General features: G+C 69.2%; 22 protein-coding genes and 2 rRNA genes. 18 read left to right on the top strand and 6 right to left on the bottom strand.

What is annotated here, in order from left to right:
• Positions 1-273: 273 nt before the first annotated feature.
• The 5 genes from BJY17_RS17170 to pnuC all read left to right on the top strand — a co-directional run bounded on the left by BJY17_RS17170 (position 274) and on the right by pnuC (position 6,985).
• Positions 274-3,380, top strand: a 23S ribosomal RNA gene (locus BJY17_RS17170).
• Between the two features lie 222 nt (positions 3,381-3,602).
• Positions 3,603-3,719: ribosomal RNA gene (rrf, locus tag BJY17_RS17175) — 5S ribosomal RNA — on the top strand.
• 173 nt (positions 3,720-3,892) lie between these two features.
• On the top strand, positions 3,893-5,821 hold the full coding sequence (locus BJY17_RS17180; RefSeq protein WP_179552441.1) for a thioredoxin domain-containing protein: 1,929 nt from the start codon (positions 3,893-3,895) through the stop codon (positions 5,819-5,821).
• A 4-nt stretch (positions 5,822-5,825) separates the two neighbouring features.
• Entirely contained in the window at positions 5,826-6,305 is a 480-nt protein-coding gene (locus BJY17_RS17185) for a DUF3054 domain-containing protein (RefSeq protein WP_179552442.1), read from the top strand.
• Complete coding sequence (gene pnuC, locus BJY17_RS17190) at positions 6,302-6,985, top strand: nicotinamide riboside transporter PnuC (protein ID WP_179552443.1); 684 nt, start codon at positions 6,302-6,304, stop codon at positions 6,983-6,985. The genes BJY17_RS17185 and pnuC overlap by 4 nt, the downstream gene beginning before the upstream one ends.
• Here the strand turns inward: pnuC and BJY17_RS17195 are convergent.
• Positions 6,936-7,268 (bottom strand): hypothetical protein, encoded by a 333-nt coding sequence (locus BJY17_RS17195; RefSeq protein WP_179552444.1) that lies wholly within the window; start codon positions 7,266-7,268, stop codon positions 6,936-6,938. The genes pnuC and BJY17_RS17195 overlap by 50 nt on opposite strands.
• A gap of 195 nt (positions 7,269-7,463) precedes the next feature.
• Between BJY17_RS17195 and BJY17_RS17200 the strand changes: the two genes are divergently transcribed.
• Complete coding sequence (locus BJY17_RS17200; RefSeq protein WP_179552445.1) at positions 7,464-8,024, top strand: RBBP9/YdeN family alpha/beta hydrolase; 561 nt, start codon at positions 7,464-7,466, stop codon at positions 8,022-8,024.
• A 37-nt stretch (positions 8,025-8,061) separates the two neighbouring features.
• Positions 8,062-9,720 carry a DUF7059 domain-containing protein gene (locus tag BJY17_RS17205; RefSeq protein WP_179552446.1) on the top strand — a complete coding sequence of 553 codons (1,659 nt, stop codon included), beginning with the start codon at positions 8,062-8,064 and terminating at the stop codon, positions 9,718-9,720.
• A 21-nt stretch (positions 9,721-9,741) separates the two neighbouring features.
• Here the strand turns inward: BJY17_RS17205 and BJY17_RS17210 are convergent, their stop codons facing one another.
• On the bottom strand, positions 9,742-10,170 hold the full coding sequence (locus BJY17_RS17210; protein WP_179552447.1) for a DUF1761 domain-containing protein: 429 nt from the start codon (positions 10,168-10,170) through the stop codon (positions 9,742-9,744).
• A gap of 162 nt (positions 10,171-10,332) precedes the next feature.
• Here BJY17_RS17210 and BJY17_RS17215 point away from each other — a divergent pair, with 162 nt between their 5' ends.
• From BJY17_RS17215 to BJY17_RS17225, 3 genes are all read left to right on the top strand, one after another.
• A complete protein-coding gene (locus tag BJY17_RS17215) occupies positions 10,333-11,265 on the top strand; it encodes a DnaJ domain-containing protein (protein ID WP_179552448.1) in 933 nt (310 codons plus the stop codon).
• 52 nt (positions 11,266-11,317) lie between these two features.
• Positions 11,318-12,586: a M18 family aminopeptidase gene (locus BJY17_RS17220; RefSeq protein WP_179552449.1), complete on the top strand. Its 1,269-nt coding sequence runs from the start codon at positions 11,318-11,320 to the stop codon at positions 12,584-12,586.
• Positions 12,587-12,708: 122 nt separating this feature from the next.
• Positions 12,709-13,239 (top strand): rhodanese-like domain-containing protein, encoded by a 531-nt coding sequence (locus BJY17_RS17225; RefSeq protein WP_179552450.1) that lies wholly within the window; start codon positions 12,709-12,711, stop codon positions 13,237-13,239.
• 83 nt (positions 13,240-13,322) lie between these two features.
• On the opposite strand, the gene BJY17_RS17230 is transcribed toward BJY17_RS17225, so the two are convergent.
• Both BJY17_RS17230 and BJY17_RS17235 read right to left on the bottom strand, forming a co-directional pair.
• A complete protein-coding gene (locus BJY17_RS17230; protein WP_179552451.1) occupies positions 13,323-13,520 on the bottom strand; it encodes a hypothetical protein in 198 nt (65 codons plus the stop codon).
• 76 nt (positions 13,521-13,596) lie between these two features.
• Positions 13,597-14,970, bottom strand: coding sequence for an L-serine ammonia-lyase (locus BJY17_RS17235; RefSeq protein ID WP_179552452.1), 1,374 nt, complete (start codon positions 14,968-14,970; stop codon positions 13,597-13,599).
• Between the two features lie 175 nt (positions 14,971-15,145).
• Between BJY17_RS17235 and BJY17_RS17240 the strand changes: the two genes are divergently transcribed.
• The 3 genes from BJY17_RS17240 (at position 15,146) to BJY17_RS17250 (ending at position 18,177) form a co-directional block, all read left to right on the top strand.
• A complete protein-coding gene (locus BJY17_RS17240) occupies positions 15,146-16,198 on the top strand; it encodes a GNAT family N-acetyltransferase (RefSeq protein WP_179552453.1) in 1,053 nt (350 codons plus the stop codon).
• 90 nt (positions 16,199-16,288) lie between these two features.
• The gene (locus BJY17_RS17245; RefSeq protein WP_179552454.1) at positions 16,289-17,320 is read left to right on the top strand and encodes an ATP-binding cassette domain-containing protein; all 1,032 of its coding nucleotides are present in this window, start codon (positions 16,289-16,291) and stop codon (positions 17,318-17,320) included.
• A complete protein-coding gene (locus BJY17_RS17250) occupies positions 17,317-18,177 on the top strand; it encodes an ABC transporter permease (protein WP_218889944.1) in 861 nt (286 codons plus the stop codon). The genes BJY17_RS17245 and BJY17_RS17250 overlap by 4 nt, the downstream gene beginning before the upstream one ends.
• A gap of 27 nt (positions 18,178-18,204) precedes the next feature.
• On the opposite strand, the gene BJY17_RS17255 is transcribed toward BJY17_RS17250, so the two are convergent.
• Positions 18,205-21,411 (bottom strand): ATP-binding protein, encoded by a 3,207-nt coding sequence (locus BJY17_RS17255; protein ID WP_179552455.1) that lies wholly within the window; start codon positions 21,409-21,411, stop codon positions 18,205-18,207.
• Positions 21,412-21,437: 26 nt separating this feature from the next.
• Positions 21,438-21,878, bottom strand: coding sequence for a GNAT family N-acetyltransferase (locus tag BJY17_RS17260; RefSeq protein ID WP_179552456.1), 441 nt, complete (start codon positions 21,876-21,878; stop codon positions 21,438-21,440).
• 101 nt (positions 21,879-21,979) lie between these two features.
• Between BJY17_RS17260 and BJY17_RS17265 the strand changes: the two genes are divergently transcribed.
• From BJY17_RS17265 to BJY17_RS17285, 5 genes are all read left to right on the top strand, one after another.
• Complete coding sequence (locus BJY17_RS17265) at positions 21,980-22,747, top strand: alpha/beta hydrolase (protein WP_179552457.1); 768 nt, start codon at positions 21,980-21,982, stop codon at positions 22,745-22,747.
• 121 nt (positions 22,748-22,868) lie between these two features.
• Positions 22,869-23,105, top strand: coding sequence for a hypothetical protein (locus BJY17_RS17270; protein WP_179552458.1), 237 nt, complete (start codon positions 22,869-22,871; stop codon positions 23,103-23,105).
• Positions 23,098-23,589, top strand: a complete 492-nt coding sequence (locus BJY17_RS17275; RefSeq protein WP_179552459.1) for a Clp protease N-terminal domain-containing protein — start codon at positions 23,098-23,100, stop codon at positions 23,587-23,589. Before BJY17_RS17270 ends, BJY17_RS17275 begins: the two co-directional genes overlap by 8 nt.
• 49 nt (positions 23,590-23,638) lie before the next feature.
• Complete coding sequence (locus BJY17_RS17280) at positions 23,639-24,571, top strand: ABC transporter ATP-binding protein (protein WP_322789884.1); 933 nt, start codon at positions 23,639-23,641, stop codon at positions 24,569-24,571.
• Complete coding sequence (locus BJY17_RS17285; protein WP_179552461.1) at positions 24,568-25,413, top strand: ABC transporter permease; 846 nt, start codon at positions 24,568-24,570, stop codon at positions 25,411-25,413. The genes BJY17_RS17280 and BJY17_RS17285 overlap by 4 nt, the downstream gene beginning before the upstream one ends.
• Positions 25,414-25,425: the final 12 nt, after the last annotated feature.

Below are 25,425 nucleotides of genomic sequence, written 5' to 3' on the forward strand. Positions count from 1 at the left end.
CCGGACAACTTCCCGCGCTTCGGCGTGGGGGTGATGGTTTCTTACAGACCTTCACGAAGCCGATGGGTTCTGATTCGGTGGGTGTGGGGGTTCTGGCCGTCTGTTGAGAACTACATAGTGGACGCGAGCATCTTAGAAACGGGACTTCGGTCCTGTTTCACAATAGGTGAGTCGCCAAGAGGTCGCCCTTCGGGGGGATCTTGTTGGCGTATTCACTGGTCAATTTCGCGGCATTGCCTTCGGGTGGTGTCGCACGATTCGATCTCATGTGATTTTCAAGTTTTTAAGAGCAAACGGTGGATGCCTTGGCATCTGGAGCCGAAGAAGGACGTCGTAATCTGCGATAAGCCTCGGGGAGCTGATAAACGAGCTGTGATCCGAGGATTTCCGAATGGGGAAACCCCGCCAGGCCCTTTGGGTGACCTGGTGACTCCCGCCTGAATATATAGGGCGGGTAGAGGGAACGTGGGGAAGTGAAACATCTCAGTACCCACAGGAAGAGAAAACAACCGTGATTCCGTTAGTAGTGGCGAGCGAACGCGGAAGAGGCTAAACCGAGCCATGTGTGATACCCGGCAGGGGTTGCATGGTCGGGGTTGTGGGACCTTTCGGACTGTACTGCCGTGCAGTCACGGTGACGCGTCAGGTATAGACGAACCGGATTGAAAGCCGGACCGGAGTGGGTGTGAGTCCCGTAGTCGAAATGCCTGGCGGCCCGGAGAGGTATCCCAAGTAGCGCGGGGCCCGAGAAATCCCGCGTGAATCTGTCAGGACCACCTGATAAGCCTAAATACTCCCAGATGACCGATAGCGGACAAGTACCGTGAGGGAAAGGTGAAAAGTACCCCGGGAGGGGAGTGAAATAGTACCTGAAACCGTTTGCTTACAAACCGTTGGAGCCTCCTTGTAGGGGTGACAGCGTGCCTTTTGAAGAATGAGCCTGCGAGTTAGTGATATGTGGCGAGGTTAACCCGTGAGGGGCAGCCGTAGCGAAAGCGAGTCTGAATAGGGCGATTCAGTCGCATGTCCTAGACCCGAAGCGAAGTGATCTATCCATGGCCAGGTTGAAGCGACGGTAAGACGTCGTGGAGGACCGAACCCACTTCAGTTGAAAATGGAGGGGATGAGCTGTGGATAGGGGTGAAAGGCCAATCAAACTTCGTGATAGCTGGTTCTCTCCGAAATGCATTTAGGTGCAGCGTTGCGTGTTTCTTGCCGGAGGTAGAGCTACTGGATGGCCGATGGGCCCCAAAAGGTTACTGACGTCAGCCAAACTCCGAATGCCGGTAAGTGAGAGCGCAGCAGTGAGACGGTGGGGGATAAGCTTCATCGTCGAGAGGGAAACAACCCAGACCACCAACTAAGGTCCCTAAGCGCGTGCTAAGTGGGAAAGGATGTGGAGTTGCACAGACAACCAGGAGGTTGGCTTAGAAGCAGCCACCCTTGAAAGAGTGCGTAATAGCTCACTGGTCAAGTGATTCCGCGCCGACAATGTAACGGGGCTCAAGCACGCCACCGAAGTTGTGGCATTGACATTAATGGTAGGCCTTCGTGGTCCAGCCGTGTTGATGGGTAGGAGAGCGTCGTGTGGGCAGTGAAGCGGCGGTGTGAACCAGCCGTGGAGGCCACACGAGTGAGAATGCAGGCATGAGTAGCGAAAGACGGGTGAGAAACCCGTCCTCCGGAAGACCAAGGGTTCCAGGGTCAAGCTAATCTGCCCTGGGTAAGTCGGGACCTAAGGCGAGGCCGACAGGCGTAGTCGATGGACAACGGGTTGATATTCCCGTACCGGCGAAGAACCGCCCACATGAAATCAGGAGTGCTAAGCATCCCAAGACGCGTGGATCCCTTCGGGGACGATCGTGAGGCGGCATGCGACCCCATCTGGTGGAGTGAGCGTATTAACAGGTGTGACGCAGGAAGGTAGCCCAACCCGGGCGATGGTTGACCCGGGGCAAGCGTGTAGGCCGAGCGATAGGCAAATCCGTCGCTCATGATGGCTGAGACGCGATGCGGATAAAAAGTGGGTGATCCTATGCTGCCAAGAAAAGCATCGACGCGAGGTTCCAGCCGCCCGTACCCCAAACCGACTCAGGTGGTCAGGTAGAGAATACTAAGGAGATCGAGAGAATCGTGGTTAAGGAACTCGGCAAAATGCCCCCGTAACTTCGGGAGAAGGGGGGCCTAAGGCGTGAATGGACTTGCTCCAGGAAGCGCTGCAGGGCCGCAGAGACCAGTGGGAAGCGACTGTTTACTAAAAACACAGGTCCGTGCTAAGTCGCAAGACGATGTATACGGACTGACGCCTGCCCGGTGCTGGAAGGTTAAGAGGACCGGTTAGCCGCAAGGCGAAGCTGAGAATTTAAGCCCCAGTAAACGGCGGTGGTAACTATAACCATCCTAAGGTAGCGAAATTCCTTGTCGGGTAAGTTCCGACCTGCACGAATGGCGTAACGACTTCCCAGCTGTCTCAACCGCGAACTCGGCGAAATTGCATTACGAGTAAAGATGCTCGTTACGCGCAGCAGGACGGAAAGACCCCGTGACCTTTACTACAGCTTGGTATTGGTGTTCGGTGTGGCTTGTGTAGGATAGGTGGGAGACTTTGAAGCTGGCACGCTAGTGTCGGTGGAGTCATTGTTGAAATACCACTCTGGTCACTCTGGATATCTAACTTCGAACCGTGATCCGGTTCAGGGACAGTGCCTGGTGGGTAGTTTAACTGGGGCGGTTGCCTCCCAAAAAGTAACGGAGGCGCCCAAAGGTTCCCTCAACCTGGTTGGCAATCAGGTGGCGAGTGTAAGTGCACAAGGGAGCTTGACTGTGAGACTGACAGGTCGAGCAGGGACGAAAGTCGGGACTAGTGATCCGGCAGTGGCTTGTGGAAGCGCTGTCGCTCAACGGATAAAAGGTACCTCGGGGATAACAGGCTGATCTTGCCCAAGAGTCCATATCGACGGCATGGTTTGGCACCTCGATGTCGGCTCGTCGCATCCTGGGGCTGGAGTAGGTCCCAAGGGTTGGGCTGTTCGCCCATTAAAGCGGTACGCGAGCTGGGTTTAGAACGTCGTGAGACAGTTCGGTCCCTATCCGCTGCGCGCGTAGGAAATTTGAGAGGATCTGACCCTAGTACGAGAGGACCGGGTTGGACGAACCTCTGGTGTGCCAGTTGTTCCGCCAGGAGCACCGCTGGTTAGCTACGTTCGGGATGGATAACCGCTGAAAGCATCTAAGCGGGAAGCCGGCCTCGAGATGAGATTTCCATACCCTTCGGGGTGAGAGGCTCCCAGCCAGACGACTGGGTTGATAGGCCGGATGTGGAAGACAGGACTAACGACTGTCGGAGCTGACCGGTACTAATAAGCTGATAACTTGATAATCACTACACTCACACACGTTTGAACATGTTCATGAAAAGGCCGTGTGAGTGGCCAAAGATACGCTCGCGTCCACTCTGTGGTTCCCTTCAGACGGAAACCCAACACATAATTCAACATTGTTGAACCCGCACCACCACACCCGCACGCGGGTGCAGGATGGTGCGGTCACCGAGACCACACACCCACCCCAACCCTGGTTGGCGGGCGAGGTGTGGCAAGAGTTTCGGCGGCCATAGCGCGAGGGAAACGCCCGGACACATTCCGAACCCGGAAGCTAAGACTCGCAGCGCCGATGGTACTGCAGGGGGGACCCTGTGGGAGAGTAGGACACCGCCGGACATTATTTCGAAGAGAGCCGCCCAAGGTTGGGCGGCTCTCTTTGGTTTAACACGCACAAGCAGCACACCCGAACTGCATCGCACGCGTGGACGAACGAACCACGAAAGGCCGCCCGAACGGGCGGCCTTTCTTCGTTTCGGTGGGATGCCGAGGCGCCTCGGTATCCTGAGGGCATGGGCAGCCGACTCGGCGATGCGATGAGCCCTTATCTGCGCGCTCACGCGTCGAACCCGGTCGACTGGTATCCATGGGGAGAGGCAGCCTTCGAGGCCGCCAGACAGCGGGATGTGCCGGTGCTGGTCTCCATCGGTTACGCCACCTGCCATTGGTGCCACGTGATGGCACGGGAGAGCTTCAGCGACCCCGAGGTCGCCGCGGTGCTCAACGACGGATTCGTCGCGATCAAGGTCGATCGCGAGGAGCATCCCGACGTCGACGCGAGCTATCTGGCCGCCGCCTCCGCCTTCACCCGGGAGTTGGGCTGGCCGCTCACCGTCTTCGCCTCCCCGGAAGGGCACGCGTTCTACGCCGGCACCTACTTCCCGCCGCGCGAGACCCGCGGGGTGCCCTCCTTCAGCGCAGTGCTCGCTGCGGTCGGCGCCGCCTGGCGTGAGCGCCGCGCCGAGCTCGACGCGACGGCGTCCGCCGTGGCCGAGGCGTTGGCGGCGGCATCCGCTGTTCGTCCGGAAGGTGCGCTGCCCGGCCCGGCCGAACTCGCAGGTGCCGTCGCAGCGCTGGCAGCCGATGAGGATCGGGTGCACGGCGGGTTCGGCAGCGCGCCGAAGTTCCCGATCGCTCCGGTGCTCGCGTTCCTGACCACGGCAGGCGGACCCGGGCGGGCGCTCGCGGAGCGAACGGTGCGGCTCATGGGTGCGTCGCCGCTGCACGATCCGGTCGATGGCGGCTTCTTCCGGTACTCGACGCAGGGGGACTGGAGCGAACCGCACTACGAGCGGATGCTCACCGACAACGCGCTGCTGCTCCGCGTCGCGGCCGACCTCGGGCGGGCATGGCCGAACGACGAGCACACGGTGTCGATCGCCGACGGCGTCGCGCGATTCCTGATCGACCGGTTGCAGTTGCCCGGCGGCGGCTTCGCGAGCGCACAGGACTCCGAGAGCGTGATCGACGACGAACGGAGCGAGGGCGGGTACTACCGCCAGGATGCCGAGGGCCGCACGCGGCTCGCTCCACCGCCGCTCGACGAGAAGGTGCTCACCGGATGGAACGGGCTCGCGATCGGTGCGCTCGCTCGTCACGGCTTCGTGCGCCGCGACGAACGGTCGGTGGCGGCGGCGAGGCGCAGCGCAGAGCTGCTGCTCGCCACGCATGTGCGGGCCGACGGCAGCCTGGTACGAGCCTCCCTCGACGGGCGGCCCTCGACGGCCGTCGCCACCCTCGAGGACACGGGCATGTTCGCCGGCGGGCTGCTCGAGCTCGCCGCGGTGACCGGTGAACCGGGTTACGCCGTGTCGGCGCGGGCGCTGGTCGATGCGGCGGTCGCCGCCGCGAGCGCCGACGGCGACGGGGAGGCTCGGCTTCCGTTCGCGACGCCCGGCGGGGGAGACCCCGTGCTGCTGGCACGCGGACTCGCGCTGCCCGACGACCCGGCAGAAGGTGCCACGCCGTCGGGGCGCACGGCATGTGCGGATGCCGCATGGCGGCTCTACCTGCTGGGAGCGGGGGATGCGTACCTCGCGTCGGCCGAGCGCGCGATGGCCTCGGTCGCGGGCATCGCGCTCGAGCGGCCGCTCGCGTTCGGGGGGTCGCTCGAGCTCATGGCGAGGCTCGCCGCCCCGGTCGTGCAGCTCGTGACGGTCGTGCCCGAGCGCGTGAGCGCGGACGACGGCGAGGCATCCGAGGAACCCGCACTCCTCGCCGCGACCCGGGCGCACGAGGCATCCGTCGCCGTGATCGTCGACGAGAGCCAGGCGCGGGAGTTCGCGGAGGCGGGATTCTCGTTGTTCGAGGAGCGCACGGCACGGAACGGTGCGCCGGTCGCCTACCGCTGCGAGGCGTTCGTCTGCGCGCTGCCGGTCGAGGATCCGTCGATGCTCGGTTCGCTCGGGCCGCGCACGGGAACTCCGGGATCCGTACGATGAGAGCATGACGCAGCCCTCGAATCACCGCACCGGCACGATCGCGATCGCGGCGGTGCTCGACGCGGTGCTCGTCGTCGTCTTCGTCTCGATCGGCCGGAGCAGCCACGCCGAGGGGCTGGATCTCGCGGGCATCGCGGGCACCGCGTGGCCGTTCATCGTGGCACTCGCCGCAGGCTGGCTCGTGGCGAGAGCGTGGCGGCATCCGCTCGCCGTCTGGCCGACGGGCGTCATCGTCTGGGCGGTGACCGTCGCCGGTGGCATGGTGCTGCGGGCGGTCAGCGGCCAGGGCACGCAGCTCGCGTTCATCATCGTCGCGACGCTGACGCTCGCCGCGTTCCTGCTGGGCTGGCGGCTGATCGCGATGCTCGCGACCCGCCGGCGCGGGGTCGATGCCGGCGTCGATGCCGGTGGGGTTGCCGCTGCCGGCGCACCCGCCGAGGCCGGCGCAGACTCCATCGACGCACCACGAGCCGATCCGGCATGAACCCGATCGAGTGGCTCTTCGACGCCCAGCTCGTGATCGGCGACCAGGTCATCCTCTGGCGCGAGATCGTCGGCAACGGGTTCGGACTCGCGAGCGCCCTCGGCGGGCTGCGGCGCAAGGTCTGGGCGTGGCCGGTCGGCATCGTCGGCAATGCGCTGCTCTTCACGGTCTTCATGGGCGCCCTCTTCGAGACGCCGAACCCCGTGAACCTGCTCGGCCAGGCCGGGCGTCAGCTCATGTTCATCGCCGTCTCGATCTACGGCTGGGTGCGCTGGTCGCAGCACCGGCAGGTGAGCGACGCAGCGGTCGAGCCGAGGTGGGCGAGCGCGAGAGCGCGGATCCTGCTCGGGGTCGCGCTCGTCGGCGGCACGCTGGTGCTCACTCCGATCTTCCGCGCCCTCGGCTCCTTCGAACCGGTCTGGGCCGATGCCTGGATCTTCATGGGTTCCCTGCTCGCCACCTGGGGCATGGCGAAGGGGTGGACCGAGTTCTGGCTGATCTGGGTCGCCGTCGACATCGTCGGGGTGCCGCTGCTCATCAGCGCCGGCTACTACGCGTCGGCGCTGCTCTACGTCTTCTACGGGCTCTTCACGATCTTCGGCTTCATCACCTGGATGCGCGTGCAGCGGGTCACCAGCGCGACGGCACCCGGTCGAGCACCAACCACACCGCCGAGCTGAGTTCGGGATGCTCGAGGGCGATCTCGCGCAGCAGCTCGTACTCGAATCTCTGAACTTCGCCCTCGCGAGCAGCGGGGTGGTATGCCCGGGCCCGCACGTTGCGCCAGCGCTCGGAATGGAGTCGGTCTTCGCGCAGGGTCGCGACGACCTGTTCGTCGACCGAAGGCAGGTCGGGCAGGAACACCCACGGGTCTTCACCGAGTCGGCATCGGAGCTCGATGAGCGCCGACAGCTCGTCGCGTGCATCTTGACGCAGCCGCTCGAGTGTCGTCGACTCTGCCATGCGCGCCTCCCCTCGCCTCAACTGATCGTAATCAACGCTAAACGCACCGTGTGACGGGCGGGTTACAGAGCGCAACCCGACGTGTACGCCAGATGACGAATCGATGACGGTCGGCAGCGGCGTCGCGCGATCCACCTGCTTGAATGGTGCGCACTGCCGGGAGCTGCCGTTCCGGCCGAACCCGAGGGGCACGAGTTGACGCAGTACCTGATCCTGCACGGCTATGAGAACCGGCGCCCCGACGGGCACTGGGAACGCTGGCTCGCCGCCGAGCTCGAGGGGAGCGGGGCATCCGTTCGCTACCCGCAGCTGCCCGAGCCCGACGACCCGGTGCTCGACGACTGGATCGCCGCGATCGAGGCCCAACTGGTCGGCACGGAGCCCGCCTCGCTGACCGTCGTCTGCCACAGTCTCGCCTGCGCGGCCTGGCTCGTCTTCGCCGCCCGGCGTGCGGCGGCGGGGCGAACGGATGCCGCGGCGCATCGTCTGCTGCTCGTCGCCCCGGTCTCGGACCCGGTGCTCCGGGGCATCCCCCAGGTCGCAGGATTCGCCCTCGGCGGCGACCCGTCGCACGCAGCCGCGGACCACGTGATCGTGGTCGCGGGCGACGCCGACCCGTACTGCCCCGAGGGGGCGGGGCGGGTGTTCGCCGAGCCGCTCGGGGCCGAGCACGTCACCGTGCATGGCGGCGGGCACCTCACGATCGACGACGGCTTCGGCCCGTTCCCGCTCGTGTTCGAGCTCGCGGCCCGCTGACCGAACCGCCGCGGCGCGGGTGCGCTTGAATGGTCGGATGAGCACCGAGCCGAAACCGTCGCCCCTCACCCTCGCCGATGCGGCTCGAGTCGACGAACTCCTGGGCCTCCTCCGCGCCGACCTCGTCGCTGCGGACTTCACGGTCGAGGCGCTCGAGGCGCTCTGGGGAGACGATGCCGCAGCGGCCCTGCACCGGGGCGAGCGCGTGCCGGCGCGGCGGGTGCTCGACGCCCGCAGGCGGGAGCACGGAGCATCCGCCGGTCTCGCGACGCTCGCCGAGCTCTTCGTGCTGGGCGTCGCCGTGCCGCGCGGCGAGCTCGGCGAAGCGCTCGACGGGCTCGGAGTCGACGGGGCCATCGAACTCGGCCTCGTGAGCGAGGTCGGCGAAGCGGCCGGCCCGGGCGGCGAGGCATCCGTTCGCGCCCGGCTCGACCTGCGCCCGTATGCCTTCACCGACGCGCACGGACGCGGCGAATGGTGGGTCATCTCCGACCTCGGCGAACTCGCCCTCGGGCACGCGCTCGGCGAGCACCACGTGCTCGGTGTCGGGGGTGCGTCGATGACGCTCTCGGGCCTCATGCTGCCGACGCCCGCCCGACGCGTGCTCGACCTCGGCACCGGTTGCGGGATCCAGGCGATGCACGCCTCCCGGTTCGCCGACCGCATCGTCGCGACCGACATCTCCGAACGGGCGCTCGAGATCGCGCGGCTGAACCTCGTGCTGAATGGCATCGACGGCGTCGAACTCCGGCTCGGCAGCCTCTTCGAGCCCGTTGCGGGCGAGCGGTTCGACCGCATCGTCTCGAATCCGCCGTTCGTCATCACCCCGCGCATCGAGGGCGTGCCCGAGTACGACTACCGCGACGGCGGCATGGTGGGTGACGCCCTCGTCGAAGCGGTGATCCGCGGGGCCCAAGACCACCTCGAACCCGGCGGCGTCGCCCAGTTGCTCGGCAACTGGGAGTATCGCGACGGCGGGGCCCCAGACGGCGACGCGGGCGGCGCCTCCGACGGACTCGAGCGCGTCGGCGACTGGGCCGCCGCGCTCGAGCATTGGGTCATCGAGCGCGAGGTGCAGCACGTCACCGAGTACGCCGAGACGTGGATCCGCGACGGGGGAACGAGGCCCGGCACCGCCGAGTTCGACCGGCTCTACGACGCCTGGCTCGACGACTTCGCCGCGCGCGGGGTCTCGCACGTCGGCTTCGGATACGTGCTGCTGCGACGAGCGGATGCCGCGGCATCCGCTGACTCGACGGCCGGTGCCGGCCGGCTCGCGCGGCTCGCGCGGCTCGAACGGCTGCACGGCCCCCTCGGCTCGAACGAGGCCGGACTCGGCGCGCATCTGGCCGACTGCCTCGTCGAACACGACCGCCAGGCCGCCCTCGACGACGCCGCGCTCGCCGCAGCCCGGTTCACGACCGCCGGCGACGTCACCGAGGAGCGCCACTACTGGCCGGGCGATGACGACCCGACCGCGATGCTGCTGCGGCAGGGCGGCGGCTTCGGGCGCGCGATCAGCCTCGACACGGGACTCGCCGCCCTGGTCGGGGCGAGCGACGGGGATCTCTCGGTCGGTGCGATCGTGGCCGCCCTCGCCCAATTGCTCGAGGTCGACGAGACGGCGCTCGCGGCCGATCTGCTTCCGGCGGTGCGCACGCTCGTCGACGACGGCATGCTGCGTTTCGCCGACTGAGTCGAGCGGGGCTGCGCGGCGTCAGACGGTGCCTGCGGGCGGCCAGCCGCCGATGATGAGGGCCATGACGACCACGGTCACGAACTCGTGGCCGATGTTCAGGATCGTGAGGCCGGGCGGCCTGCCTTCGAACACGTCGTGCGTGATGAATCGTGCGGCGGTGAAGCCCGCCCACAGCATGAGGCCGGTCGTGATCGCCATCAGCAGGTAGTTGCCGCCGAGCGTCTGCCACGCGACCTGGGTCGCGATCGCGAGCACCCATGCGGAGATGAAGCTCACGATGAGCGTCGTGAGGATCGGCCCGACCGCGCCGCGCTCGCCGGAGTCGTCGACCTTCGCGACCCGCATCCAGTAGTTGCCGAAGACCTTCGGCGTGTACCAGATCGACCCCACGAGCATCGTCGACAGCGTGGCGACGATCACGGCCCAGTAATTCACGTCGACGAGCATCTCAGCTTCTCCTGCGAGTCACGGGCTCGGTCACTGCAAACTTCACGTCGATCAGCATTTCAGCCTCTCCCGCGACCCGCTCGGGCCCCTGTGGTCGGCAGTCTAGACCCGCGTGCAGCCGCGCCGCGGTATTCTCGTGGTCGCACATCCGAAAGCGAGCCCATGCCCGACAGTCCGCTCTCCGCCTCACCGTACGAGGTGCTCGGTGTCGCGTCCGATGCCGACGACGCGACGCTGCGGCTCGCCTATCGTCGTGCGCTCCGAAGCGCCCACCCCGACACGGGCGGCGATGTCGTGCGCTTCCATGCCGTGCAACTGGCCTGGGAGCTCGTCGGCACTCCCGACGCGAGGGCGCTCTTCGATCGCGGTGCCCGCGGCGGCGCCCCCGCTCCGAGCCGCGAGGCGTGGGCCCCGGCCGCACCGAAACCGCGCCGCGACTCGCGTCCGCTCGCACGAACCTACGGCCACCCCGGCGGGCTGTCGCGCGAGCGCTACCTCGGCCTGATCCGGGAATGGGCAGGCCGCGGCGTGACCGTCGCCGACCCCTACGACCCCGCGCTCGTGCGGAGCGCGCCCCGCGACATCCGCCACGTGCTCGCCGACGCCCTCGCCGAGGAGGCGAGCGCCCGCGCGCTCTCGACGCTCGGCATCGCCTACACGGTCTGGCACGACGTCGCGACGGATGCCGCCGGCCACGGCCTGCCGCCGAAACTCGATCACCTCGTGCTCGGCCCCACGGGGCTCTTCGCGATCCAGTCCGAGGACTGGGGTGGACCGGTTGCCATGAAGCGCGGCGAACTCGTCGGTGCGGCGCTCGACGGCGAACGCCCGATGCGCGCGCTCGCCGCCCGTGCGAAGGCCATCGGGCGGGCCGCCAAGGTGAAGCCGACCGCCCTCGTCATCGTCGTGCCCGACGAGCACGCCGAGGAGTCCCTCGAACTCGGCGGCACGAATCGCGGTGCCGTGGTCGCGCTCGTGCGCCGCTCGCGCCTCTCGAGCGCGGTGCGCGAGGGCCTGCCGGGATCGGCCCACCTCGGCGGCACCGAGGTCATGGAGGTGCGTTCGCGCCTGCAGGTCGTCGTGCGCTTCGCCTGACCTGCCGAGCGGCGAACTCGACCCCGGGGCGCAGGCGGTGTTGGATGGGGGGATGCCCGCATCACGCACCGACGCCTACATCGCCGACTTCGCCGAGTTCGTCCGCGCCTCGCCGTCGTCGTACCACGCCGCAGCCGAGGTCGCCCGGCGACTCGAGGCGGCCGGCTTCGACCGACTCGACGAGCGCGACGAGTGGCCGGCCGGCGGCGGCCGCCACGTGGTCGTGCGCGACGGCGCCGTCATCGCCTGGGTGGCACCGGCATCCGCCGAGGCCGCGACGCCGTTCCGGGTGCTCGGCGCCCACACCGATTCGCCCTCGTTCAAGCTGAAGCCGCGCCCGACGACCAGCTCGGAAGGCCTGCTGCAGGCGGGCGTCGAGGTGTACGGGGGGCCGCTCCTGAACTCCTGGCTCGACCGCGAACTCGAGCTCGCAGGGCGCGTCGTCACCGACGACGGCGCCACGCACCTCGTGCGCACCGGGCCGATGCTGCGCATCCCGCAGCTCGCGATCCACCTCGACCGCGAGGTCAACAAGGGACTCGCCCTCGACAAGCAGCGGCACATGCAGCCCATCTGGGGCGCCGGCGCCGAGGGCGACATCATGGGCGTGCTCGCGGCCTCCGCCGGTGTGGCGGCCGTTCGGGTCGTCGGCCACGACGTGCTCGTCGCCGACACCCAGCCGCCCGCCCGGTTCGGCCTCGACGACGCGCTGTTCGCGTCGGGCCGCATGGACAACCTGAGCTCCGTCTACGCCGGACTCGTCGCCTTGCTCGCCGCTCCGAGCGATGCCGCGCACGTCAGCGTGCTCGCCGCGTTCGACCACGAGGAGCTCGGTTCCGAGTCGCGTTCGGGGGCGAGCGGCCCGTTCCTCGACGACGTGCTCGTGCGCATCGGCGCCGGGCTCGGGGCCGGCGACATCGAGCGGCGGCGGGCCTACGCGGCATCCTGGATCGTCTCCTCCGACGCGGGCCATGCCGTGCACCCGAACTACCCCGACCGGCACGACCCGGCGAATCGCCCGGTGCTCGGCGGCGGACCGCTGCTGAAGCTGAACGCGAACCAGCGCTACGCGAGCGACGCCGAGGGCACCGGCTTCTGGGCATCGGTCTGCCGGCAGGCGGGCGTCGCGACGCAGCCGTTCGTCTCGAACAACTCGATTCCCTGCGGCACGACCATCGGCCCGCTCTCGGCGACCCGACTCGGCATCCGCACGGTCGACGTCGGCGTGCCGCTGCTCTCGATGCACTCGTCGCGCGAGCTCGCACACGTCGACGACCTCGTCGCCCTCGGCGCCGCGGTGACCGCCTTCTTCGCGGGCTGAACCGGAGCTCCGCGGGCTCGCACCCCTGCGCAGGGCCGGGTGGCCGGGAGTGGCGGGAAGTCGCGCCACGACGGCGCGATTTCCCCTGCCCTCGACCGTCGACGGATGACAGGGTGAACAGCATGACCGAGACGATCACGGCCGCAACGCCCGCCGCACCGACCGCATCCGCCCTCTTCGCCCACGTCGCCACGAGCGACGCGGCGATCGCGCACTTCCGTGGTCGCCTCGAGTTCGAATCCGACGTCTCGGATGTCGCCGCCGCGCTCGCCGGCGGCGACCCAGGCTTCGTGCTCGTCGACACGCGCAACGATGCCTCCTGGGCTCAGGGTCACGTGCCCGGCGCCGTGCACCTGCCCGGGCGCCGCATCGCGGCCGACGCGGCCGAGCTGATCCCCGCGGGCACGCCGATCGTCGTCTACTGCTGGGGTCCGGGCTGCAACGGGGCGACGCGTGCTGCACTCGAGTTCGCGCTGCTCGGCCACCCCGTCAAGGAGATGCTCGGCGGATTCGAGTACTGGGTGCGCGAGGGCTTCGCCTACGACTCCGTCGACGGGCCGGCGCAGCTCGACGCCGACCCGCTCACGAACATCGCCGAGGCGGGGCTCGGCGGGCGCGCCGTCGTCGATGGCGCCATCAGCTGCGCCTGCTGACGCGGGCGCATCGAGCACGGGCGGGCGCCGGCCGGGACACCGGCGCCCACCCGGCAGTCATCATGCGGCCGTGGCTGCTCGCCTCACCGCAGCGGGCCGCGCCGGCTCTCGAGCCACATCGTGTGTTCGCGCAGGCCGTTGCGCACGGCCGCCTTGATGATCAGGTAGCCGATCCAGAGCATGAGCCCGAGCACGGCGAGATAGATCAGGAGGCCGATGACGAGGCCGATGAGGCCGGCGCCCCAGAACAGTTCGGGCATATTCGGGTCGGGGGTGTCCATCTGCACAGCGTGGCAGACGCTCGCGAGTCGCGCGAGAGTCCCGATCGGGGGACACGACGTGCGAACCGCGCGGCGGTCAGCACTCGATGACGTTGACCGCGAGGCCGCCTTCGCTCGTCTCCTTGTACTTCGTCATCATGTCGATGCCCGTCTGCCGCATGGTCTCGATGACGGTGTCGAGGGAGACCACATGGGTGCCGTCGCCGTGCAGCGAGAGCCGCGCGGCGGAGACGGCGGTCGACGAGGCGATCGCGTTCCGTTCGATGCAGGGCACCTGCACGAGGCCGCCCACGGGGTCGCAGGTGAGGCCGAGGTGGTGCTCCATCGCGATCTCGGCGGCGTTCTCGATCTGCCGAGGAGTGCCGCCGAGCACGGCGCACAGCGCGCCGGCGGCCATCGCACACGCGGAGCCGACCTCGGCCTGGCAGCCTCCCTCAGCGCCCGAGATCGACGCGTTCTTCTTGACGAGGGAGGCGATCGCCGCGGCGGTCAGCAGGTAGCGGCGGATGCCGGCGGCATCCGCGCCCGGGACGAACTTCAGGTAGTAGTGACCGACCGCCGGGATGATGCCCGCCGCGCCGTTCGTCGGGGCGGTGACCACCCGACCGCCTGAGGCGTTCTCCTCGTTGACCGCGAGCGCGAACGCCTGCAGCCACTCGGTCGAGGTGTCGCGCAGGTGCTCGTCGCGGTCGTACTCCTCGAGACGCTGCCGCACCTGCGATGCGCGCCGCCTCACGCGGAGGCCGCCGGGCAGCGTGCCGTCTGCCGACAGGCCGTTCGCGACGCACTCGGCCATCGCCGCCCAGATCGCGTCGAGGCCGTCGTCGATACCCTGCTCGCCGTGGACGGCGACCTCGTTGAAGCGGGCCACGTCGCAGAACGAGACGCCGTGCTCCTCGCAGAGCGCGAGCAGCTCGTCGGCGGTCGAGTAGGGCAGCGGATGCCGCAGCGCCTCGGCCTCGGAGGCGGTCTCGCCCTCGCTGCGGATGAACCCGCCGCCGACCGAGTAGTAGGTGTCTTCGGCGAGCGGCAGCGGGTCGTCGCCCCATGCCTGCAGCGTCATCGCGTTGGGATGGCCGGGCAGGCGGGTGCGGGGGACGAGCGCGACGTCGCTGCGGAGCATCCGGATCGGGTGCGTGCCGGCGATGCGCACCTCGGCGCCGTCGTCGCCGAGCGCCGACCAGGCGCCGCGCACCGCGTCGGGGTCGCAGTCGTGCGGTTCGAGGCCGGCCAGGCCGGCGATGACCGCATCGGGGGTGCCGTGACCGAGGCCGGTGGCGCCGAGCGAGCCGTAGAGCGAACACGTGATGCGGGTGACCCGGTCGAGCACGCCGTCGCCCGCGAGTCGCTCGGCGAAGGCCCGTGCGGCGCGCATCGGGCCGACGGTGTGGGAACTCGAGGGGCCGATCCCGATCGAGAAGAGATCGAGGGCTGAGACGAACGCTGTCACCCCTCAAGGCTACGCCGGGCGCCGCGCAGCGTTGTGCCGGGAATTCGCAGAATCATGCGCATGCGGCGACCGACGCGCTCGTTCGCCGCGCTATCGGGGACGTTCGCGCAGGCCCACGTTTCGGACGTCGCAGCGCTGCCCGTCGGCCTGCGCGCGGCTCGTAGGCTGGATGACGATGCAGAACCTCACTCCTCCCTTCGTCATCCGCCCGATCGGCGACGCCGAAACCACGATCGAACCCGCCCTCATCGCTCGGGCCTTCGGGGCGGGTCCGTACGGGCACCTGCCGGTGAGCGAGGAGCGACGTGCGCTTCAACGAGACGTGGCGGGGCGCGCGGCATCCGGTGCCGTGCTCGTGGCCGTCGCCGACGGCGGCGACGAAAGCGGCGACGGCGCGCAACTGCTCGGCACGGCGAGCGTGCTGCGTGCGGGCACGCCGTACTCGCGGGTGGCAGTCGGCGAGGAGGCCGAGGTGCGGCTCGTCGCCGTCGACCCCGCAGCGCAGGGCGCCGGCATGGGCGAGGCCCTCATGAGGGCGAGCATCGAGACCGCCCTGGGCTGGGGTGCCGATGCGTTGCTGCTCGACACCGGTGAGCGCAACCTCCGCGCGCAGGCCCTCTACGCGCGGCTCGGCTTCGACCGGCAGCCCGATCGCGACGAGCATTTCGGCGACGTCCTGGCGTTCGCCTACCGCTTCGCCCTGCAGGACCGGGCCGACATCCGCGTACGACTCATGCGTCCCGACGAGGTCGAGGCGGTCACCGAGCTCGTCGAATCGGCGTACGCGAGCGACTTCGAACTGAATGACGCGTATCGCGCCGACATCGTCGCGGTGGCCGAGCGCGCGCGCGACCACCAGGTCTGGGTGGCGACGGATGCCGCGACCGGCGCGCTGCTCGGCACGGCATCCACCCCCGTGGCGGGCGCGGCGATCTCGCCGCTCGCGCGAGACGGCGAGCTCGACTTCCGCTTCCTCGGCGTCGCCGCCGACGCCCGTCGCCGCGGTGTCGGCGAGGTGCTCGTGGCGCACGTGATCCGGCTCGCGCGAATCCGCGGCCTCGAGCGAGTCGTGCTGAACACCGGGCCCGACATGCTCGCGGCGCAGCGGCTCTACGACCGTCTCGGATTCCAGCGGATGCACGAGCGCGAGTTCACGTTCGAGCGCCCCGACGGCACGAGCTTCCTCATGATCGCCTACGGGCGCGACCTCGAGGCATCCGCGGCCTGAACCGTCGCTGGCAGTCGCTTGCAGTCGGACCGCAGCGACTGTCAGCGTCGTGTGAGCGTCGTGTGAGCGCGCCCGCGGAGCATGGTCGTCATGACCACATTCACATCGCACGACACCCACGCCGATCGCGGCTGGGCCGTCGAGGCCGAGGGCCTCGTGAAGACCTTCGGCACCAATCGCGCCGTCGACGGCGTCGACCTCCGCGTCGCGACGGGCACCGTCTACGGCGTGCTCGGCCCGAACGGCGCCGGCAAGACCACGACGATCTCCATGCTCGCGACCCTCCTGCGGCCCGACGGCGGCAGCGCACGGATCTTCGGGCACGACGTGCAGCGCGAGAGCCAGGCCGTGCGCCAGCTCATCGGCGTCACCGGCCAGTACGCCTCGGTCGACGAGACGCTCTCGGCAAACGAGAACCTCATCCTCTTCTCCCGGTTGCTCGGGCTCGGCCACTCCGCCGCCAAGCGGAAGACCGCGGAACTCCTCGAGGAGTTCGGGCTCACCGAAGCGGCGAAGCGCCCGCTGAAGAACTTCTCGGGGGGCATGCGCCGTCGCCTCGACCTCGCTGCGAGCCTCATCGCGCAGCCGCCGCTCATCTTCCTCGACGAGCCGACGACCGGCCTCGACCCCCGCACCCGCGCGCAGATGTGGGAGACGATCCGTCGCCTCGTCGCGACCGGCTCGACCGTGCTGCTCACGACCCAGTACCTCGACGAGGCCGACCAGCTCGCCGACCGCATCGCGGTCATCGACAAGGGCCGCGTCGTCGCAGAAGGCACGGGCGACGAGCTCAAGGCATCCGTCGGCGAATCGAGCCTCGAACTGCGCCTCGTGAACGAGAACGACCGCGATGACGCGCGGGTGGCCATCGAGCGGGTGCTGGGCGTCGCGCCCACGCTGTCGCCCGAGGCCGGCCGCATCACGGCACCGATGCACGACCCCGACCTCGTCGCCGATCTGCTCATCACCCTCCGCGACGAGGGCATCCACCTGGCCGAGATGAGCGTGCAGAAGCCGACGCTCGACGAGGTGTTCCTCACCCTCACCGGCCACGGCGTCGAAGAGGAGACCACCGAGGCGAGCTTCGAGAGCGACGCCGAACTCGAAGGGAGCCGCGCATGACCACCATCGCACCCGACCAGGCCGTCGGCGCGCCGAGCACCATCGGCGCGACCACCATCACCCCCGGCGCCGAGCGGACGCTGACGAACAGCGTGAGCCTGCGCGAGACCATCTCGCACACGTTCACCATGGCCCATCGGGGCCTCCTGAAGATCAAGCGCACGCCCGAGCAGCTCATCGACGTCACCCTGCAGCCGATCATCTTCACGCTGATGTTCACCTACATCTTCGGCGGAGCGATCGCGGGCGACGTGCAGAATTACCTGCCGATCATCATCCCCGGCATCCTCGTGCAGACCGTCATCTCGACGTCGGTCGTCACCGGCGTGCAGTTGCGCGAGGACATGGCCAAGGGCGTGTTCGACCGCTTCCGCTCGCTGCCGATCGCGCGCATCGCACCGCTCTCCGGTGCATTGCTCGCCGACACCGTGCGCTATCTCATCGCCACGACGCTGACCTTCGTGATGGGCTACATCATGGGCCTCCGGCCGGAAGCTGGCGTCGGCGGCGTCGTGGCGGCGGGCCTGCTCGTCATCGTCTGCGCCTGGAGCCTCTCGTGGATCTTCGCGTTCTTCGGAGTCATCGCCCGCAGCGCCTCGAGCGTTCAGGGCATCTCGATGCTCGTGCTGTTCCCGTTGACGTTCCTCTCGAACGCCTTCGTGAAGCCCGAGACGATGCCCGCGCCGCTCGAGTGGTTCGCGAATATCAACCCCGTCTCGCACCTCGTCACCGCAGTACGGGACCTCGTGAACGGCGTGGGCATCGGCGCCGACTTCGGCTGGTCGCTCGTCGGCGCCGCCGTGATCGTCGCGGTCTTCGCACCGCTCACGGTGAGGGCGTACATGCGCAAGGCATGACGCGAGCGACGGCCGCGGTCGGCGCCGTCACACCCGGGGAACGGGCTCCGCGATCAGCGCGCGAGCCCGTTCCGTGCGTTCGGTGTTCGAGAGCACGGATGCCGCGGCGCGCGCGGCGGCGAGGGGCTCGGCGCCTGCATGGTCGGTGATGACCGCGGCGATGTTCTCGAGGCGCAGTGCGGGCAGGTCCTGGCGCGAGTGCAGCACCTCGGCGATCGCGAAGGACTCGACGGCCCGATCGGACAGCGACGGATGCCGCACCGCCCACGCGCTCCACCCGGCGGTGACCGTGCCGAGCACCGGGCGATCCGTGAAAACGTCGCCTCGACCACGCAACGCCGCGACCGTGCGCCGGCGCATCAGCTCGGCCCACTCGGCGACCCTTGCCTCGGGCCAGTCCGACTGCACGCCGCCCGAGACGAGCGCGGCGAGCGCGATCTGGTACCAGGGTGACGATCGCTGGCGCGGCTGCGTGAACTTCGAGAGCACCGCCGGCGCTCGCTCGAGGGCGAGCGCGGTGTCGCCTCGGAGCCGGGCGACCTCCACGAGTCCGAGCATGGCCGTCATCGCCTGGGGGATTCCGTCGCCGGTGACACGGTCGTCCGCGGCCTGGAGGACGAGTCGCTCCTCGGCCTCGTCGAGGCGTCCGGCCGAGATCAGGTGGCTCGTGACCATCCAGTCGATCTGGAGCAGGTCCTGGGTCGCCTCAAGTCGCACCATGCCCGCACGCGCCTCGGTCGCCCACTCGAGGGCCTCGTCGGAGGCTCCGCGCTGCCCGGCGAGCTCAGCGAGCATGAGCGCGGACATCGCGGATGCCCAAGCGTCGCCGACCTGCTCGGCGAGGCGATGCGTGCGCAGGGCGTACTCGGCGGCCAGCCCGGTCTCGCCCTCGTTCTCGGTGAACTGCGACTGCAGGATGTTCGCGAGCAGGGCGGTCTCGGGGTCGTCGGACTCGGTCATCGAGCTGATCAGGCTGCCGGCCCGCTCGAGGTCGGGCATGGCGAGCAGGAACTGCGTGATCGCGTCGATCCACGGCGCTCGCGGGAGTCCGAGCTTCGCGACGGCGCGCAGCCGGGCGAGGGCGCGCAGGCCGACGGGCGTGTCCGCGGCGAAGTTCGTGCCGGCGATGAGGATGAGGCCGAGCATCGCCGCCCCGTTGTGGGTGGTATCCGGTCGCGTGCCCCGCGTGGCCTCGAGCACGGCATCGCTGAGGCCCAGGATCTCGGAGTGGGCGCTCCTGACGGTCCAGAAGTAGCCGAGCGCGGCGAACACCGAGGTCACCGTCGGCGCGTCGCGCTGCTCGATGGCCGTTCGCAGCACCGCGACGAGGTTGTCCTGCTCGATCGCGATCGCGGCGAAGGTCGGCAACTGGGCAGGGCCGCGCACGTGGCCGAGTGAACGCCGCGAGAACTCCGAGGCCCAGCCGGCCATCGCCGCGACGACCTCCGAGCGCTCGTCGGCGTCGAGCCGCAGCTGCCCGAACTCGCGCACGGTCTCGAGCATGCGGTACCGCGGCAGGCCGAGCGCGTCGTCGGCGACGGCGAGCAGCGACTGGGTGATGAGTCCGTCGAGCACCCACGCCGCGTCGGCGGTGTCGAGCACGGTGTCGGCGGCATCCGTGCCGAACCCGTCGACGAACCAGGCGAGTCGCGGCAACGCGGCCTGCTCTGCCGGGGTCAGCAGCGCCCAGCTCCACTCGATCACGGCGGCAAGCGTGCGCTGGCGTGCGGGCGCCGAACGGTCGCCGCCCGCGAGCAGCGTGAAGCGATCGGCGAGCCGCGCCTCGATCTGCTCGACGCTCATCGAACGCACGCGGGCTGCAGCGAGTTCGATGGCGAGCGGCAGCCCATCGAGCCGGTCGCAGAGACGCTGCACGACCTCGTGGGGGAGGGATGCCGCGGGGCGGGCGGCTCTCGCACGTTCGATGAACAGGCGGGCGGCCGGGCCGGGCTCGGCATCCGGTTCGCCTGCCGCGAGCGTCGCGAGCGGGTACACCTGCTCGGCGCCGATCGCGAGCGGGCTGCGACTCGTCGCCAGCACGCGAAGCGCGGGAACGGCCGCCAGGAGGTCGGCGGTCCACGTCGCGGCACCCTCGACGACCTGTTCGCAGTTGTCGAGCACGAGGAGTGCGGGCCGCTCGGCGAGCTGCTGCGTGATGCGAGCGCGAACGTCGGGTCGGATCGCCGTGTCGGCGATCCGCTGGCTGGAACTCGCCTCGCGGACGCCGAGCGTGGAGGCAAGTGCGAGGGTCACGTCGTCGTCGGTGCGCACGCTCGCGAGTTCCACCACGACGACCGTCGGGGCCGCGGAGCGCGCCGCGATCTCGTGCGCGAGCCGCGTCTTGCCGAGCCCCCCGGGGCCGAGGATCGTGACGAGGCGGTGAGCCGAGAGCGCCTGTTCGATGGCGTCGAGGTCGTCGTCGCGCCCGATGAGCTCATTGGGCGCGGCGCGGACCCCGATGCGCAGCCGGGGAGTCCGGCTCGCCGGCCCCTCGGTGCGCAGGAGCTCGGCGTTGAGCGCGACGAGCTCCGCCGAGGGCGAGGCGCCGAGCTCGTCGGCGAGCGCCGTGCGGAAGGCTGCGAACCCGGCGAGGGCGTCGGCTCGACGACCGGATGCCGCGAGCTCTCGCAGGTGTGCGGCGACGAGGTGCTCGTCGAGAGGGGCCGCATCGAGCAGCACGCGAAGGTCAGCGGCGGCCCCGTCGTGGTCGCCGTCGGCCGATCGGAGCGTGGCGCGTCGCTCGAGGAGGGCCGACCGCACCGCCGCCGATCGTTCGGCGAGCAGCTCCGCGATCGGTGCGCCGCCGAGGTCGGTGCCGGGCTCTCCACGCCAGAGTGAGAGCGCCCCGTCCAGCGTGGCGGCGTCAGCGGGGTCGCTGCCGGCTTCGGCGGCGAGCTGCGCCGCTGCGCTGAGATCGAGTCGGGCGGGCGTGACGTCGAGGGCGTACCCCCCGGGCCGGAAGCGGACGAGTCCATCGGCCGCGACCGCGCGCAGGCGGCTCACGAGGGTCTGGAGCGCCGCCTTCGCGTTGCGTGGCGGTGCTTCGCCCCAGAGTTCGTCGATGATCGTCTCGACGCCGACCGTTCCGCCCGGCTCCCGCGGACCGACGGCGAGCACTGCGACGAGCGCCTTCGCGAGACTGCCCGGGGGTTCGACGAGCGTCCCGTCGCGACCTTCGATGCGCACTGGCCCCAGCACGCAGACGCGTGGCCGTTCGGCGAGGGCGTTGAACACGGCACGAGCCTAGCCGCCACTCCCGGTCACGAAGGCTGCGCCGGGGCGGCGGTGCGCGCCATCCACTGCTCGGGCTGGTCGAGCGGACGGAACCCGAACCGTTCGTAGAGGCCGTGCGCGTCGGCGGTCGTCAAGCCGATGCGTCGGAGCCCGAGCGGTTCGAGCGTCGCCATGACCTGCTCGATGAGCGCCACGCCGATGCCTCGACCGCGGGCCTCGCTGTCGACGAACACGTCGCACAGCCAGGCGAAGGTGACGCCGTCGGTGATGACGCGCGCGTAGGCGAGCTGCGCGCCGCTCGCACCGTCGTAGATGCCGTAGTTGCGCGAAGCCGCGACCGCCGTCTCGAGTGCCGCACGCGAGCGGCCCGCAGCCCAGTACGACTCGTCGGCGAGCCAGGTGTGCACCCGATCGAGGTCGATTCGTGCGGGGTCGGCGGAGAATTCGAAGTCGGCGGAGTCGTGCATTCCCCGATGCAATCGCAGCGGGGCACGTGGGGCAACGGCCAATTCGCGGTCGGTGGCCCGCGCCGCTCCGGGAGCCTGCGCCGCTCTGGGAGAATGGTGCGATGTCGACGACTGCATCGCACCGGCCCGAACGCTCATCATGGGGCAGGCGCGCGGTTCGCGTGCTGCTCGCGGTGCTCGTCGTGCTGACCCTCGTCGTCGTCGGGTTCCTGGTCTGGGCGAAGACCGTGATGCAGGGCGAGCGACCGGCCTCGCTCGAGGCATGGACCGATGAGCGCGTGAGCATCGAATCGTTCGACGACTCGATCGTCATGACGCCGGTCGACGACGCATCCGATCGCGGGCTCGTCTTCATTCCCGGCGCCAAGGTCGATCCCTATGCGTACATGGCCAAACTCGTCGACGCGGTGGCCGAGACCGGCACGACGGTGGTCATCACCAAGCCGATCCTGAACCTCGCGTTCTTCGACCAGCGGCCGCTCGAGACGTTCATCCGCCACGCGCCCGAGGTGTCCGAGTGGTACGTGGGCGGCCACTCGCTCGGTGGAGTGCGCGCGTGCATGATGGCGGCCGACGAGGAGGTCGCCGGCGTCGTGTTCTTCGGCTCGTACTGTGCGAACGACCTGAGCGGATCCGGACTCGCCGTGCTCAGCATCTCCGGCAGCGACGACGGGCTCAGCACTCCCGACAAGATCGAGGGCGCGGCGCACCTGCTGCCCGCCGACGCGACCTTCGTCGAGATCGCCGGCGCCAATCACGGGAGCTTCGGCGACTACGGAGTGCAGCCCGGCGACGGCGTGGCGACGGCCTCCGACCGCGAGGTGCGCGACGAGATCACGCGTGCGCTCGCGGAATTCTGGGGCGAGTAGGGGGAGGAGCGCCGGGCGAACCGGGCGTCGCTACAGCCGACGCGGGAGTGCAACGCCGTTCCGTTCGGCGATTCAAGCAACTTCAGTTGACAAACTGAGATAAGCAACCTAAGTTGCTTGCATGACCCCGCACATTCCGGACCCGACCGGTGCCGAAGCCGACGACCTGGCCGCCGTCGTCGCCCTGCGCGAGCTCGCCGACCGACTCGAGGACGCGGCCGTCGAGCGTGCGATGCGCTCCGGTTGGAGTTGGACGCAGGTCGCCGAGGCGCTCGGCGTCACCCGTCAGGCCGTGCACAAGAAGCACCACCGCCGGCTCGAACTGGCCGGCATCGAGCTGAGGAGGCGCAATGCCTGACCGCCTGGACGACGACGCACTCGATCCGACGCTGAAGCAGGTCATCATCAACGCCATCGACGAGGCGATCGACCGCGGCGCGTCGAGCGTCGAGGCCGAGCACCTGCTGCTCGCGATCTCGGCCGGCCACGACTTCGCCGGTCGCACGCTCGCCGAGTTCGGTCTCGACCACGACGGCGTGGACGCCGCGCTCCGCGGTGAACGCGAACGGTCGTTGCGCGCCGCCGGCATCGAGCCCGTCGCCGAGGGGCGACTCGCCGCAACGCGGAAGTCGAGGCCGACCTGGGGGGCGACGGTGCGCGAGGCGCTGCGGCGGGCCGACTTCAGAGCCCATCGGAACCGCGGACGAGCCGAGCGCGAACGACTCGCGGTCGCCGACGCGCTCGTCGGCATCCTGCGCGCCGATCTCGGCACCGTTCCCCGTGCACTCGCCTACGCCGGCGTCGATCGAGTGGCGCTCATCGCCGCCCTCGGTCGAGCCTGATGCCGCGCTGATGGCAGGGGCAGAGCTGATGGCAGACGAGGAGACGACGGTGAACATCGATGAGCTCGCGATCGAGGTCGAAGGACTCCGACTGCGGTACGGCGCGACCGACGTGCTGCACGACGTGTCGTTCCGGGTGCACCGAGGCGAGGTGCTGGCCCTGCTCGGCCCGAACGGAGCGGGCAAGACGTCGACGATCGAGATCCTCGAGGGGTTCCGCATGCGATCCGCCGGTCGCGTCGACGTGCTGGGAACCGACCCTGCGCGAGGCACCGAGCAGTGGCGTGCCCGCATGGGCATCGTGCTGCAGTCGTGGCGCGACCACCCCAAGTGGCGCGTGCGCGAACTCCTCGCGTTCCAGGGCTCGCTCTACGAGCCCTATTCGACGGAGTCGATCCGCCGGCCGTGGGAGGTCGACGACCTCCTCGCCGCCGTCGGCCTGACCGAGCAGGCCGACCGGCCGATCAAGGTGCTCTCGGGCGGCCAGCGCCGCCGGCTCGATGTCGCGATCGGTCTCGTGGGGCGCCCCGAGCTGATCTTCCTCGACGAACCGACGACGGGCCTCGATCCGAAGGCACGACGCGACTTCCACGAGCTGGTGCGGCGCATTCGCGACGAGTACGAGACCACGGTGCTCATCACGACGCACGACCTCGACGAGGCGGAGAAGCTCGCCGACCGGATCGTCATCCTCGCGGCCGGGCGCATCGTCGCCGACGGCGCGTCCGCAGACCTGACACGGCAGATCGCCGGGCACGACGAGGTCCGGTGGGTCGAGGGAGACGAGCACCTCGTGCGCGAGGTTCCCGACTCGACCGCGTTCGCGCGTGAACTGTTCGCGCGCGGCGGGGCGGAGATCCGCGAACTCGAGATCCGCCGGGCAACACTCGAAGACGCCTATCTGGCGCTCGTACGGAACTCCGAATCGGCCGCGGTCGAATCGGTCGCGGTCATGCCGGAACCGAACGGGGCATCGCGATGACCGCCGTCGTGCCTGCCCTCCGCGCCGGCGTCGGGCGCGGCCTCATCGAGCTCCGGCAGGCGTTCACCGGCATGGAGCTCGTCGGCCAGTTGCTCTGGCCGGTGGCCACGCTGGCAGCGGTGACCTTCCTCCGCGACGTCGCCATCGGCGGCTCCGGCGCCACGCTCGGCACGATGATCCTGCCGGGTGCGCTCGGCATGTTCGTCGCCCTGGGCATGCTGCTCGTCGTGCAACAGCTCGCGGCCGACCGTGAAGACGGCACGCTCCTGCGCGCCAAGGCCACCCCGAACGGGATCCGCGCCTATCTCGTGGGCAAGCTCGTGCAGATCTCGGCGACGATCCTCGCGTATCTCGCGATCATCCTGATCCCCGGTGTCTTCCTCGTCGAGGGCCTCGAGATCGCCGATCCGAGCTCGTGGATCACCTTCGCGTGGGTGCTGGCGCTCGGTCTCGTCGCGACCCAGGCCATCGGGGTGCTCCTCGGATCCATGATCGCGACGCCGCGCGGCGCCGGGTACCTCTCGCTCCCGATCCTCGGGCTGATCGCGATCTCGGGCATCTTCGCCCCGATCACCGGCCTGCCCGAGTGGTTGCAGTGGATCGCGCAGGTGTTCCCGATCTACTGGCTCGGTCTCGGCATGCGCGCGTCGTTCCTGCCCGACGACGCGGTGGTCGTCGAGATCGGCGAATCGTGGCGGCAGCTCGAGACCGCGGCCGTGCTCGGCGCCTGGGCGATCGTCGGGCTCGTGCTCGCGCCGATGGTGCTGCGGCGCATGACACGTCGGGAGTCGGGATCGCGCGTGGCCGAGCGCCGCGAGCAGGCGCTGCGGCGGGTCGGCTAGCGCTCGACCCGC

It is taken from the genome of Agromyces hippuratus, from assembly GCF_013410355.1.
GTDB lineage: Bacteria > Actinomycetota > Actinomycetes > Actinomycetales > Microbacteriaceae > Agromyces > Agromyces hippuratus.